The sequence below is a fragment of the Shewanella sp. DC2-4 genome (assembly GCF_013248875.1).
GTDB lineage: Bacteria > Pseudomonadota > Gammaproteobacteria > Enterobacterales > Shewanellaceae > Shewanella > Shewanella oncorhynchi.
On the sequence record NZ_JABRVR010000002.1, the window covers coordinates 4,991,274 to 5,005,695 of the forward strand.

11 protein-coding genes are annotated in these 14,422 nt (G+C 45.4%); 5 read left to right on the forward strand and 6 right to left on the reverse strand.

Annotated features, from left to right (window positions below; genetic code table 11):
• The first annotated feature begins 29 nt into the window (after window positions 1-29).
• Window positions 30-620 (forward strand): DNA-3-methyladenine glycosylase I, encoded by a 591-nt coding sequence (locus tag HQQ92_RS22570; protein ID WP_168827609.1) that lies wholly within the window; start codon window positions 30-32, stop codon window positions 618-620.
• Between the two features lie 171 nt (window positions 621-791).
• On the opposite strand, the gene HQQ92_RS22575 is transcribed toward HQQ92_RS22570, so the two are convergent.
• The 6 genes from HQQ92_RS22575 to fadB all read right to left on the reverse strand — a co-directional run bounded on the left by HQQ92_RS22575 (window position 792) and on the right by fadB (window position 9,888).
• Window positions 792-3,980, reverse strand: coding sequence for an amidohydrolase family protein (locus HQQ92_RS22575; protein ID WP_173248504.1), 3,189 nt, complete (start codon window positions 3,978-3,980; stop codon window positions 792-794).
• Window positions 3,981-4,224: 244 nt separating this feature from the next.
• Window positions 4,225-4,671 carry an MOSC domain-containing protein gene (locus tag HQQ92_RS22580; RefSeq protein ID WP_168827597.1) on the reverse strand — a complete coding sequence of 149 codons (447 nt, stop codon included), beginning with the start codon at window positions 4,669-4,671 and terminating at the stop codon, window positions 4,225-4,227.
• A 48-nt stretch (window positions 4,672-4,719) separates the two neighbouring features.
• Window positions 4,720-4,965, reverse strand: a complete 246-nt coding sequence (gene tusA, locus HQQ92_RS22585) for a sulfurtransferase TusA (RefSeq protein WP_168827595.1) — start codon at window positions 4,963-4,965, stop codon at window positions 4,720-4,722.
• A 175-nt stretch (window positions 4,966-5,140) separates the two neighbouring features.
• The gene (locus tag HQQ92_RS22590) at window positions 5,141-6,307 is read right to left on the reverse strand and encodes a diguanylate cyclase domain-containing protein (RefSeq protein WP_105250818.1); all 1,167 of its coding nucleotides are present in this window, start codon (window positions 6,305-6,307) and stop codon (window positions 5,141-5,143) included.
• Window positions 6,308-6,551: 244 nt separating this feature from the next.
• A complete protein-coding gene (gene fadA / locus HQQ92_RS22595) occupies window positions 6,552-7,715 on the reverse strand; it encodes an acetyl-CoA C-acyltransferase FadA (RefSeq protein ID WP_006083808.1) in 1,164 nt (387 codons plus the stop codon).
• Window positions 7,716-7,737: 22 nt separating this feature from the next.
• The gene (gene fadB, locus HQQ92_RS22600) at window positions 7,738-9,888 is read right to left on the reverse strand and encodes a fatty acid oxidation complex subunit alpha FadB (protein ID WP_105250819.1); all 2,151 of its coding nucleotides are present in this window, start codon (window positions 9,886-9,888) and stop codon (window positions 7,738-7,740) included.
• A 490-nt stretch (window positions 9,889-10,378) separates the two neighbouring features.
• Here fadB and pepQ point away from each other — a divergent pair, with 490 nt between their 5' ends.
• From pepQ to hemG, 4 genes are all read left to right on the forward strand, one after another.
• Window positions 10,379-11,701: a Xaa-Pro dipeptidase gene (gene pepQ / locus HQQ92_RS22605; protein ID WP_173248506.1), complete on the forward strand. Its 1,323-nt coding sequence runs from the start codon at window positions 10,379-10,381 to the stop codon at window positions 11,699-11,701.
• Window positions 11,702-11,728: 27 nt separating this feature from the next.
• Complete coding sequence (locus tag HQQ92_RS22610) at window positions 11,729-12,343, forward strand: YigZ family protein (RefSeq protein ID WP_173248508.1); 615 nt, start codon at window positions 11,729-11,731, stop codon at window positions 12,341-12,343.
• A 77-nt stretch (window positions 12,344-12,420) separates the two neighbouring features.
• Window positions 12,421-13,878: a TrkH family potassium uptake protein gene (locus HQQ92_RS22615; RefSeq protein ID WP_173248510.1), complete on the forward strand. Its 1,458-nt coding sequence runs from the start codon at window positions 12,421-12,423 to the stop codon at window positions 13,876-13,878.
• A gap of 2 nt (window positions 13,879-13,880) precedes the next feature.
• Entirely contained in the window at window positions 13,881-14,405 is a 525-nt protein-coding gene (hemG, locus tag HQQ92_RS22620; RefSeq protein WP_105250822.1) for a menaquinone-dependent protoporphyrinogen IX dehydrogenase, read from the forward strand.
• The last annotated feature ends 17 nt before the right edge of the window (window positions 14,406-14,422 follow it).

The following is a 14,422-nucleotide window of genomic DNA, read 5'->3' on the forward strand; positions in this document are numbered from 1 at the left end:
TCTTAATTAAAACAATAAGGTTATATACCATGGAAGAGATCCGCTGTGGCTGGGTAAGTGATGATCCCTTGTATCGTGAGTATCACGACAAAGTGTGGGGGCGACCTGTTTATGATCCAAAGGAGCTGTTTGCTAAGTTGTGTTTAGATGGTCAACAGGCCGGATTATCTTGGATAACTATCCTGAAGAAGCAACAAAACTATGAACAGGCCTTTGCTAATTTTGAACCTGAGATTATTGCTACTTTCGATGAGGCGAAAGTAGAGGAGCTCATGTTGAATCCCGGTATAGTGCGCAATCGCTTGAAGGTGAACTCTATCATCAAGAATGCCAAAGGTTATTTAGCCTATACTGCCGATGGGAAGGATTTCTCTGCTTTTTTATGGAGCTTTGTGGGCGGTAAGCCCATAGTTAATCAAATTAGGGCAATGTCGCAGGTTCCGGCACAAACACCAGAATCTGAAGCCATGTCAAAAGCGTTGAAGAAACTCGGATTCAATTTTGTCGGCCCAACTATTTGTTATGCCTTTATGCAGGCGGTGGGTATGGTGAACGATCACCTTGTCGAGTGTATTGCTTATCAGGCCTGTGTCGATTCTTGTGCTGAGCATAGCCACTAGAATCATTAATCGTTGAGCTGACTGATATTAAAGAAAACTCTTGTAGAGTATCCAAATACAAAAAAGCATGTTCCACGTGGAACATGCTTTTTGAGCTTCGCTGGAACTCATCTTGTTAAACTTAAACGGTCTCAACAGGAAAGCTATTCTCCTTAGACTTAAAAGTAGCCCTTAGATTTTCTCAAAGAAAAATGGCTTACGTTTTTCCTTGTCCCCATTAAGCTTATTCATAGTCTCTGCATCAAATAACTTACCATTGACCATAGTATGAGTGACTCTGTCGGTAACGCGAATGTCGGCTAATGGATCACCGTCAATAACGATCAAGTCCGCGAGCTTACCTTCTTTGATAGAACCGAGTTGCTGCTCCATGCCAAAGGTTGTCGCTGGATTAATGGTGGCCGTTTTCAACACTTCCATATTGCTCATGCCGCCTTGGGCAAACATCCACATTTCCCAATGTGCCGCTAAACCTTCACGCTGACCGTGGGCGCCAATATTTGGGTGAACCCCTAACTTATTGAGCTCGTTAGCAACCTTAGCAACATTGAAATGATTGTAGTGGCTCTCTGGTGCATGGGGGCGTCGCATTGATCTTGCTTGTAAAATATCGGCTGGCACATACATGGATAGGCGTGGATGTGCCCACACATCGGTTTTATCATACCAGTAGTTTTCACCAGAAATACCACCATAGGCAACCACTAAGGTTGGCGTGTAACCAACTTTAGTCTGGCTCCAAAACTGTTTGATATCGTTATAGATTGAACCAACGGGGAGTGAGTGCTCAATCGTAGTATGTCCATCGGCGACCATGCTTAAATTATGTTGCAGCAAGCTACCACCTTCAGGGACAACCATCATTTCAAGTTCACGTGCGGCAGCGATAACTTGCTGCCTCTGATTTCGGCGCGGCTGGTTGTAGCTTTTTACGCTAAACGCCCCGACTTTTTTCAGACGTTCAAGATGAAACTTGGCATCATCCAGTGAGTCTATGTGCGATGTGTAACCCGGTGCATTTGCGCCATAGAGTATGGTGCCGGTGGAGAATATTCGTGGGCCAACAATATTGCCTGCTTTTTGTTGCTCAGATGCGGCAAAGATTTCTGTAGTGTCATTCGATGGATCGTGAATAGTGGTGACACCCAAGGATAAGCCTGAATACAGCGCCCAGTTCTGTTGTGGCACAATTTCATCATCTGCTTGCGGTCCATGGGCGTGGGCATCGAATAGTCCTGGCATGATGGATTTGCCTTTGATGTCGATGATCTGCGCATCCTTAGGAATCGCAACATCGGCATCGCCTACGGCGACAATATGATTGTCTTTGACTATGACCACACCATTATCAATCACTTGGTCATTTTCCATCGTAATCACTTTGCCACCGACGAAGGCGATTGTTCCACGTGGAACATCGGCCTTTTCGGTAAAGCCTAAATCGATAATGCTGGGTTGTGCCTTTTCATCTTTATTGAGATATTGAGTATCAACTTTGGCTTGGTACAGCTCGGGGCCAAGAGTCCAATATAGTTGGTCGCTTTTACTGTTCCAACTGATACTTTCGCCCGCACGGGTACTCAATTGGCTTACAGGTAGATTGTTGGCATTGGGGCCAATCTCAACTGTCTCGCCGTGTTTAGCAAAAGGTGTTACCCAAACTTTAAAGCGTTCAGCAAAGGCGAGTTGCTCACCATCGGGTGAAACCCTAAATTCAGTTGCATGTTTGCTGCTGTAATGAACCCGCTTATCGAAGCCGTCTAAGTTGATCGATGATAATTGCGGCGTTTCATCTTCGCTGCTATTCATAAAAAAGACGCGATCGGCATTGGCACCGAATTGAGCTTGATAGCCATCGGTACTGATCTTGCTATTTTGTTTACCTTTAATATCGACTTTATATAGCCCGGGCTCCTGCGACCAAGTTCTTGGTGTGAGGTTACCGCCTTGAGTTTTACGATACACTACGAGTTCACCATTGGGTGAAAAGGTGGGTTCGACATACTTTCCTGGCTCAGATGTTAGCTGCTTAGGTTTGCCACCTTTTGCGCTAATCACTTGTACTGTGCCTTGGTCTTGGTCATTCCAAGTGGTAAAAACAATATTTTTACCATCGCGCGACCATTGGGGATAAAGTTCTGCAATATTTTTGTCTAGATCAGTCAAGCGTGACATTCTGCCATCGGGTAAGGATTTTAACCAAATTTTCCCCAGTGCTTCGAAGGCGACTTTGCTGCCATCCGGTGAGACCTGCGCCATACGTAGCATTTTGACATCGAAAACGTCTTTATCGATATCTTGCTTAAAGCGCACCGAGGGCTGTACGGCTAACTCAGTTTTTACACTAAAGGGGATATCTGTGAGTGTTTTATTGGCAACATTCAGACGATTAATTTTTCCCTTAGCCCAGAAGAAAATATCCTTGTTATCTTGTGTCCATGCCATTGTTGGATAGACGCCATGAATGGCCCAAGTCTCTTGCATATCACGGTCAAGTTCGCCAAACAGTTTAGTCGTCTCTCCCGACTTAAGGTCGAGTAGGTAGAGTGATGACTGAAAATCATCGCGCTTAATATAGGCGAGCTTAGTGCCGTCTGGGCTCGGCGTTGGCCGAATTGCACCACCCGTGCCTTCGATTAATACTTCAATCTCACCAGTTTGAGTATCGTAGCGTTTTATTTTGTAGATACCGTTGACCGAATCCTTTGAGTAATGGAATGTTTTACCCGGCGTGTCATCCTGACTAAAGTAGATATAGCGACCATCGGGTGAATACGCGGGTTCACCTAAATCTTTCTCATCATTAGGACGTTCGGTCAATTTAACGCCTTCACCACCCGCAACGTGGTATAGCCACACTTCGCCCGCACCCAAACTACGACTGGCGGTAAAGTGCTTACGGGCAACCAAATACTGGGAGTCTGGGCTCCAAGCTGGACTGTTTAGCAGCCTGAAGGTTTCTTGGGTGACTGTTCTTGGGTTTTTGCCATCAGCATCCATAATCCAAATGTTATCACCACCATCACCATCGGACGTAAAAGCAATGTGCTTGCCATCGGGGCTATAGACGGGCTGCATCTGCCAAGCTATGCCTTGGGCTAATGGCTTAGCTTCACCGCCTGTTACGGGAATTTGGTAGATGTCACCGAGTAAGTCGAAGACGATATATTTACCATCTGGGCTGACACTTAAGTTCATCCAAGTGCCTTCATTAACATCAACTTTGACTTGCACTAAGGGAGCATTCGCTGGAGCGTTAACATTCCAAGTCGATTCTTTCGTTTCTGTGGCGTTAACTGCGAGGGTATTCATCCCAAGAGTGAGGGCAATATAAAGCGGGGTAAGTTTAGAGTTAAACATATCACTTCCTGTTATCGTTCTTATGGGCTACATGAGCGGTATTAATCACAAGATAAATTTTTGTTAATACTTGGTGTAGTTATCGCATAAATAGATAGGAAGGAAAACGTAAATACTGTTTCAATTGATGTTCGAGCTAGAAAGCTGATATTTATATTAGGATTGGGACAACAGAAATAGAACCAAGTTATTTGGTTCTATTTATAGAGGAGTATGGAGAACTAGCTGAGATAGGCTGATTGGATTAGCTAGGAAAGAAAATTGCTATCTCATCACCTAGGTGGATCATGGCATCATTTAATACCCTGCATGTTACACCTCCTCGCCAATCTGGGGTGAGTGCGGCTTCTAAACCAACATGTGCAATTTCCATTTTTTTACAAGGATCGGTCTCACCTGTAATTTCAAGTAGTAACTCACCAATTTGTAAATGTTTACCAACATCTGCACTGCTAAATACTAGACCATCAACGAGCAGATTTGCTCTGCGAGTCGTCCAAGGCAATTCTGCCTCGATAGCACGACAGGCTTGTTGCCATTGTAGTTTGGAAAGCACAGTGACTTGGCGTTTGCCAGGACGACCAAATACATCTTTCTCTACACCATTTAACTGGGTGACATTGGCACAGAGAACCTCATTCATTGGGCCGCGCTTTACAGTTTTATAGGCAATTGCCAGCAGTTTTGGCATAGTTCCTCACATCCTTTTTTAATGATTAAGTCGCTAAAACGATACGACTTAAAGTCCTTTTTTGATCAAATATTGGTATGGCGTCTGAGCCGTTTCGCTGGCGATAAGGGTGTGATCCATAAACTCACAGAAGCTTGGAATATCGCGTGTCGTTGCAGGGTCATCGGCAATGATCAGCAGTGTCTCGCCTGCAGCCATTTGTCTTACCGTTTTACGCACCATCATTACAGGTTCTGGGCAACGTAAGCCTATTGCATCGAGCCTATGCTGTGCGGTTGAGAAAGCGTCGTTCATATTACCTCTACTGAACGGTTAAGCAGAATTAGCTAATGTTACTCCAGCCCCCATGATAAACCAAGTTGGTGGTCTCAATTTGTGATGTGGTTTGATTGGTGTGCCTTTTGTCGTTACCAAAGCTAGAGATAAAATGTTCCACGTGGAACAAACTTATGGCTTATGATAATTAACATTACTCAACGGCTTTATCAGCAGCGCTTTGAGATTGAGAGATTGGATGGATGACAGCTGTACTATTCTCTGGTGCTAAATCATTTGCTGCCGCCATAGTTTGTTGCTGCAATTTGGACGCCCGTTTGTAGCTATACATTTTTTGATCGGCTTTATGAATTAAGCTATTGGCTTCTTCATATTCATAGGGGCCAGTATCTGTAATGCCAAAGCTTAAGGAAATATTGTTTAGACTGAGTTTTATTTTTTGATTAAACCGAGTGATGAAATTCTCTCGAGCTTGTTCCTCACGACAGTTAGGCATGATGATACAGAACTCATCTCCACCATATCGAAAACAATGATCTTCAGCACGAGTGGTTTCTTTAATCGCTTTTGCGACAGCACAAAGTACTTCATCACCTGATCTATGGCCTTGAGTGTCATTAAATAATTTAAAATCATCTACATCTAAGTAGATGACACATACAGGCTCGGCGCGTCTTTGGGCAGCTCTGAGTATGCGAGTTGCGGTTTCTTGTAAGTGCCTTACGTTGAGCAAACCTGTTAAGGGATCGGTTTGCGAGAGTTCTTCTAACTGCTGGGTGCGCTCTTTGACTTTGCTTTCCATGCTTTGGGCATATTTCTCGGCCTTATCTTTAGCGTTCTCAATCTCGGAGACTAAACTGCGAATATAAGTATCGAATACTAGTGTGACATCAAACAGCACGAGTTTATCAATTGCGGCTCGAATACGTTCGGCTTGACGTACATCTTGTACTGAGCCGTTGATCACTGCATAGATCAACTCCTTGAGTGTGTGTACCGCAGACAGGTAAAGTTTGGGCTCAACACCAATGCGTTTATGGACTAAACCAATCCGTAGGCGATTGTTTACGTACTCAAGATCATAAACACCATTAAATAAATCAAGCACATATCTTCTCTGTGCGGTACGCAGGCGGGCAAGTGTGTCTGAGTCTCCAATCAAGAGCGCAATTTCTGACACACTGGTTTGTAAGCCGTAAAAGTCATCGACGATTTTATCGATGTTTTCTTCGATGATAGGCTTAAAGGATTGTAGGGCCTTTACATCCCCCCCAGTAAAAGAGAAGAGCGCCTTACGAGACTCGATCTCCAACTCAGTGATCCGCATTTGTTCGAAAAGGGTCTGTTCCGTTTGTAGCATCAGGCATTCCTCTGGTAAAACAACGAATTGCATCCTTGCACTACACTGCCTAGATTTGGCTGATGATTGCTTGCCTGTTGTCGTCCACAATAGCCAGTAATGCCCTTGTAGTTAAGTCGATAACGGACTGATTTTCAAATGAACAGCAGAAGAAATGAGAAATATTAATATTTACGATGGCAGAAGATTTGGCATAAAAAAAACCGGAACAAGTTCCGGCTTTGATAATTATTCGATTAACGAATTAAACGCGTTCGAACACGGTTGCGATACCTTGGCCTAAACCAATACACATGGTCGCTAAACCTAAGGTCGCGTCTTTGTCTTCCATCAAGTTGATCAGCGTCGTAGAGATACGCGCACCTGAACAACCCAGTGGGTGACCTAGTGCAATCGCGCCGCCGTTGAGGTTGATTTTGTCGTCAACCACATCCGCTAAGCCTAAATCTTTCACACAAGGTAAAGACTGAGCTGCAAACGCTTCGTTCAGTTCAATCACATCTAAATCGGCAACTGTGATACCGGCACGAGCCAGCGCTTTTTGCGTGGCTGGCACTGGGCCGTAACCCATGATAGCCGCATCACAACCCGCAACCGCCATAGAGCGAATACGTGCACGAATTGGTAAGCCAAGTGCGCGCGCTTTAGATTCTTCCATGATCAACATGGCTGAAGCGCCATCAGACAGTGCAGAAGAAGTACCCGCAGTGACAGTACCGTTGACTGGATCAAATACCGGACGCAGTGCTGCTAGAGATTCCATTGTGGTTTCTGGGCGGATCACTTCGTCTTGGAGGACTTTAATTAAGGCACCGTTAGCATCGTGACCTTCAATGCCATAGATTTCCTTAGCAAAACGGCCTTCAACTGTGGCTGCATAAGCGCGTTGATGAGAACGTACCGCAAAAGCATCTTGCTGCTCACGGGTAATACCGTGCAATTTACCCAGCATTTCAGCCGTTAACCCCATCATGCCAGAGGCTTTTGCCACGTTATTAGCAAGACCTGGGTGGAAGTCGACACCATGGCTCATAGGCACGTGGCCCATGTGTTCTACGCCACCAATAATAAAGGTGTCGCCCATGCCAGTCATAATCGCCCGCGCAGCTTGATGGATAGCATCCATTGACGAACCACACAGGCGGTTAACCGTCACAGCGCCAGCGGTCTTTGGAATGCCGGCTAATAGTGAAGCATTACGGGCAATGTTGAAACCTTGCTCTAGGGTTTGTTGCACACAACCCCAAATCACGTCTTCAATTAGGTTTGGGTCGAGTTGCGGATTACGCAGTAACAGACCTTTCATCAATTCGGCAGACAGAGTTTCTGCACGTACATTACGAAATACGCCAGCCTTTGAGCGGCCCATCGGAGTACGGATGCAGTCTACGATAACAGCTTGTTTCATGATTAAATTCCTTTCCCGCTAATTAGGCTTGGTAGTAGCTACCGTTATTGGCTGCTAATGTACGCATCGCATCTGTGACTTGATACAGACCGCCCAAGTGAGCATATTTGTCTGCTAAGGCCACAAAGTTTGCGACACCCATGGTATCCAAATAACGGAACACGCCGCCTCTGAATGGCGGGAAACCTAAGCCATAAACTAGGCCCATATCCGCTTCGGCTGGTGATGCGACAATACCTTCTTCTAAACAGCGCACGGTTTCGATGATCATAGGGATCATAGTACGGGCAATAATGTCATCGGCTTCAAAGACTTTTAATTCGCCAAAGGCAGCTTTCAATAGGCCGTAGCTCGTTGGATCGACATCTTTCTTCGGTTTACCACGGCTATCGACTGAATAGACATAGAAACCTTTGCCATTTTTCTGGCCAAGACGTTTGTTCTCAAACATCACATCAATCGCATCAGTGCCTGATTTACCCATGCGATCAGGGAAACCTTCAGCCATAACGGCTTGGGCGTGATGACCTGTGTCTAAACCCACTACGTCGAGCAGGTAAGCAGGGCCCATTGGCCAACCGAATTGTTTTTCCATTACCTTGTCGATTGCAGCAAAGTCGCCACCTTCGGCAAGTAAGCCGTTAAAGCCTGCAAAGTAAGGGAAGAGTACGCGGTTAACGAAGAAGCCTGGGCAATCGTTAACCACGATTGGCGTTTTGCCCATTTTGCTGGCGTAAGCCACAACAGAGGCGATGGTTTCTTCAGAGCTGTGCTCACCACGGATAACTTCGACCAACGGCATTTTGTGCACTGGGTTGAAGAAATGCATACCGCAGAAACGCTCAGGTTTCTTCATGCTCTTAGCGAGCAAGTTGATTGAAATCGTTGAGGTGTTTGACGCGATAATTGCATCTTCACTCACATAGCCTTCAACTTCGGCTAAAACCTGTGCTTTAATTTTTGGATGTTCAACAACGGCTTCAACGACGACATCACTGTGTTTGAGCGCAGCATAATCTAATGAAGGCGTGATGTTGTTCAGCACTTTGGCCATTTTTTCTGGCGTTGAACGACCACGAGCAACTTGGGCAGACAGCAGTTTGGCGGCTTCATTGAGGCCTAAATCTAATGCTGGCTGGGCAATGTCTTTCATGACAATCGGTGTGCCTTTGCTGGCGCTTTGGTAGGCGATACCGCCGCCCATAATGCCAGCACCTAATACGGCAGCGTTTTTCACTTCTTTGGCTAATTTACCCGCTTTTTTCGCTTTGCCTTTAACGAATTGATCATTAAGGAAGATACCGATAAGCGCTTTAGCAACGTCAGTTTTAGCCAGTTTGATAAAGGCTTGATGCTCGATTTGCAGTGCTTCGGTGCGGCCTTTAGTTGATGCTTGCTCAATTACGCTTACTGCGGCCATTGGTGCAGGGTAGTGTTTACCCGCAACCGCAAACACCATGCCTTTGGCTGTGGTGAATGACATCATAGCTTCAAGTTTTGGCAGTGTTAGTGCAGACAGCTTGCGGTTACGACGCGCTTGCCAATCCAACTTTTCAGCAACAGCATCTTTGAGCATTTGAATCGCAGCCGCTTCTAATGCTTCTGGCGCAACCACAGCATCCACAGCACCGACTTTCAGTGCATCTTCAGCGCGTTGGTCGTTACCTGTGGTGATCCATTCAAGTGCATTATCTGCACCAATCACACGTGGCAGACGAACTGTGCCGCCAAAGCCAGGGATGATGCCGAGTTTAGTTTCAGGTAAACCGATTTTGGCTGTGGTATCTGCGATACGAAAATCCGTTGCCAGAATGGTTTCACAGCCGCCACCTAAGGCAAAGCCTTTGATTGCAGATGCGGTTGGGAAAGGTAAGTCTTCGAGTTTGTTGAAGACAGCGTTGGCTTGTTCAACCCAAGAGAGCAGTACGGCGTCATCTTGTGCGAATAGGCCTAAAAATTCGGTAATGTCGGCACCCACAATAAAGGTATCTTTACTTGAGGTCAGCACTAACGCTTTGATATTGGAATTTTGCTTGATGCTGTCTAATGCGGCATCGAGCGAAGCGAGGGTTTCTCTGTCGAATTTGTTCACCGAACCGGGTGCGTTAAAGCACAGCTTGGCAATATTATCCTCGAGTAACTCAACTTGAATTGTAGGACTTTGGTAGATCATTGCTTGCTTCCTTTTGGCTTAAAAGTGATACCCACCATTATGTGTTGGTGCTAGTACGACTCTCTATCTCACAGCAGCTTCGGCCATCATTTGACCAGTTGTATGCCAGTGTGCTTCGAAATTCGATAAATTACAACACCCAATTTAAACGACTGTTTAATTTCTTGTCGGCTAGAGTGATTTTTCACCTTTGTGATACACTGCACAGAGTGTAGAACACCTAGAGTGCGTTAAATCACTTTGCGGATAAATAGGTCTTTGTGGCTGTTTTCCTTAGACGTTTAAACGCTGCAGCCATGCTAGGGTTGAATAGAATTATTAAAAATAATCATGATGTTATCGCTTTTATGTTCTTTGTTTAGCAGCCATGTATTTTAGATTGAGTGACAGTTTAACGTTTTGATTGAATCTGTTGTTCATGATCAGATTAAGATTATGTGGGCAAATTTGGCTCATAATATTAACTTTTATTCATTGCAGGAGATGACAAATGGATCAGTTGGCTCATCACTATCGTGCCCATATTGCCGAGTTAAACCGCCGAGTCGCAGATATTTTGTCTCGAGAAGCCTTGTCTGGTTTAGTGATCCATTCGGGTCAGCCGCATCGGATGTTTTTGGATGATATCAATTATCCCTTTAAAGCAAACCCGCACTTCAAGGCATGGTTGCCAGTGTTAGATAATCCGAATTGCTGGTTAGTCGTCAATGGTCGCGATAAGCCGCAGCTGATTTTTTATCGTCCTGTGGATTTTTGGCACAAAGTATCCGATGTGCCGGATATGTTCTGGACCGAGCATTTTGATATTAAGCTGTTAACTAAGGCCGATAAGGTCGCTGAGCTGTTACCCAAAGACACAGTTAATTGGGCTTATTTGGGTGAGCATTTAGATGTAGCCGAAGTGCTGGGTTTTACCAGTCGCAATCCCGATGCTGTGATGAGTTATTTGCATTACCACAGAACCACTAAAACTGAATATGAGCTGGAATGTATGCGCCGCGCCAACCAAATTGCGGTGCAGGGACATTTGGCGGCTAAAAATGCGTTTTATAACGGTGCGAGTGAGTTCGAGATCCAACAGCATTATTTATCTGCCGTGGGCCAGAGCGAAAATGAAGTGCCTTACGGCAATATTATCGCTCTTAATCAAAATGCGGCGATTTTGCATTACACCGCGCTCGAGCATCAAAGCCCTGCGAAACGTTTGTCTTTTCTTATCGATGCGGGCGCGAGCTACTTTGGTTATGCGTCTGATATCACTAGAACCTATGCATTCGAGAAGAATCGTTTCGATGAGTTGATCGCTGCGATGAATAAGGCGCAGCTGGAGCTCATCGACATGATGCGCCCCGGCGTTCGTTATCCTGATTTACACTTAGCGACTCACGCTAAAGTCGCGCAAATACTATTGGATTTTGATTTAGCCACGGGTGATGCCCAAGGTTTGGTTGATCAAGGCATTACCAGTGCTTTCTTCCCCCATGGTTTAGGCCACATGTTAGGTTTACAAGTGCATGATGTGGGTGGCTTCTCCCACGATGAGCGCGGTACACATATCGCGGCCCCCGAGGCCCACCCATTTTTGCGCTGCACCCGCATTTTAGCGCCAAACCAAGTGCTGACTATGGAACCTGGGTTATACATCATAGATACTTTGCTCAATGAGCTTAAACAAGATAGTCGTGGCCAACAGATCAACTGGCAAACGGTTGATGAGTTAAGGCCTTTTGGCGGTATTCGTATCGAAGATAACGTCATAGTGCATCAAGATAGAAACGAGAATATGACCCGTGAGCTCGGCTTAGCCGATTGATGTTTGAAAATAGATTAGGGCGAATTCGTGCTCGAAAGTTATAACGTTCCCTGTGATGAAATCGTCATTGAAGAAGAGATAAAGCATAGTCGCTTTATCTCTTTTCTCTTTCATTGCGATAGTGTCGATAAATTAAAGTTAGTACTTACTGACATAAAGCGTGACTATCCCAGCGCAAGCCACTATTGCTCAGCTTTTGTTGCTGGCGCACCGGATGATAGCGTCTTGATTGGTTCGAGTGATGACGGTGAGCCCGCTGGCAGTGCAGGCCGCCCTATGTTAGCTGTGTTGCAAGGGGCACATATTGGAGAAGTGGGCGCTGTTGTCGTGCGTTACTATGGCGGTACTAAGCTAGGCGTAGGTGGACTCGTTCGGGCTTATACGTCGGGCTTAAGGCAAGGCTTGATTCAATTACCGACGCGACTCAAACAGTTACGGTATCCCGCCAAGTTGCATTGTGATTATGCGCAGCTGCGCGATGTCGAGCATCTATTACAGCAAGTGGATGCCGTGATCATCGATAAGCAATTTGCCACAGCGGTCGATATTGTGTTTGAGATAGGGCGAGAGCAACAGGCATGGCTTTGTGAGTCGCTGGCGACACTGAGTCAAGGAAGTTTGAGGCCCGAGTTTGAGCTGTGATGCCTGCGTAAATTATGCCAAAATAGCCCAAATGCTGAAAATACCTTTACAGCCAATGGAATAATTGAACTCGCGTAATGCAATATAAAACCATAATTAGAATCATAGGCCTGCTGATTGGTTTATTTTCAATCACTATGCTGCCACCAGCACTGATCGCTGTTTGGTATAACGATGGCGGCGGCACGGCGTTTATGCAGGCATTTTTTGTTAGCCTATTTATTGGTTTTTGGCTCTGGTATCCAAACCGCCACTGCAAAGAAGAATTGCGTACGCGAGAGGGCTTCCTGATTGTCGTGCTGTTCTGGACTGTACTGGGTTCTATTGGTGCCTTGCCGTTTATCTTTTCGAGTCAGCCAGACTTAAGCTGGACAGACAGCTTCTTTGAATCTTTTTCTGCGTTAACCACCACCGGAGCCACTGTTATTGTCGGGCTCGATTTTTTACCTAAGGCTATTTTGTTTTACCGCCATATGCTGCAATGGCTTGGTGGTATGGGGATTATTGTGCTCGCAGTGGCTATTTTACCTGTGCTCGGTGTGGGAGGAATGCAGCTTTATCGCGCAGAAATTCCAGGGCCAGTGAAAGACAGTAAGATGACCCCGCGGATAGCCGAAACTGCTAAAGCACTGTGGTATATCTATTTACTGCTAACGATTTCCTGCGCGACGGCTTATTGGTGGGCGGGCATGAGTATTTTTGACGCTATTTGTCATTCATTTTCGACCATTGCCATCGGAGGTTTTTCGACCCACGATGCCAGCATGGGCTATTTCGATAGTCCTACTATTAACCTTATTTGTGTGTTCTTTTTAATTGTTTCTGCGGTTAACTTTAGCGTGCATTTTGCGGCATTTTCACGACGTGGGATTAACGTTAGAGTCTATTTTAAAGATGCTGAATTTAAGATGCTGGTGGCGATTCAACTTATTCTCACAGCGATTTGTTTCTTCACGCTTTATCGTTCTGGTATTTATGATTCGCCAGAAGAAACCTTAGATCATGCTTTATTTCAGGCAGTTTCAGTTGCCACTACGGCTGGATTTGGCACTGATAGCTTCCATCTGTGGCCATTATTTTTACCCATACTATTAATGTTTTCGAGTTTTATCGGTGGCTGTGGTGGCTCAACGGCGGGTGGGATTAAGGTCATTCGAGTAATTTTACTGCTGTTACAGGGTTCCCGTGAATTGAAACGACTCGTTCACCCTAAGGCAATGTTTTCGATTAGGATTGGCTCTAAAGCCTTGCCCGATCGCGTGGTTGATGCTGTTTGGGGATTCTTTTCTGCCTATGCGCTGGTGTTTGTGATTTGTATGCTTGCACTCATGGTGATGGGATTAGATGATATTACGGCTTTTAGTGCCACGGCGGCATGCTTAAACAACTTAGGCCCAGGTTTAGGTGAGGTAGCGAGCAATTATGCCAGTATTGGTGATGGAGCCAAGTGGGTATTGGTCGTGGCTATGCTGTTTGGTCGCCTCGAAGTATTTACCTTACTGATTTTGTTTACGCCAACTTTTTGGAAGAATTAATCATGCAGACGTTAATAATCTATTCGACGATAGATGGCCAAACATTGGCAATTTGCCAAAAAATGAAGACGATTGCTGAACAGGCGGGAGAGCAGGTTTCGCTCGCCACATTAGAGCAGGCGGAAGCGTTGAGTCTAGTGGATTTTGATAAAGTGCTGATTGGTGCCAGTATTCGTTATGGTAAACATAGACCAGAGCTTTATCAGTATGTGAATCGCCACCATGCAGTGCTAGATACTAAGATTAATGGTTTTTTTACCGTTAACGTAGTGGCGCGCAAATCCTTAAAAAATACGCCTGAAACCAATCCTTATATGCAAAAGTTTCTCAAGCTTTCACTGTGGCAACCCCAGCTGTTAGAAGTGTTTGCAGGCAAGATTGATTACCCTAAATACGGTTTCTTCGATCGGACCATGATACGTTTTATCATGTGGTTGACTAAAGGGCCAACGGATATCACAGGCACTTTTGAGTTTACCGATTGGGCAAAAGTCGATGCCTTCGGTAACCGTTTTAGCCAACATTAAAAACCATTAAGCCCTAA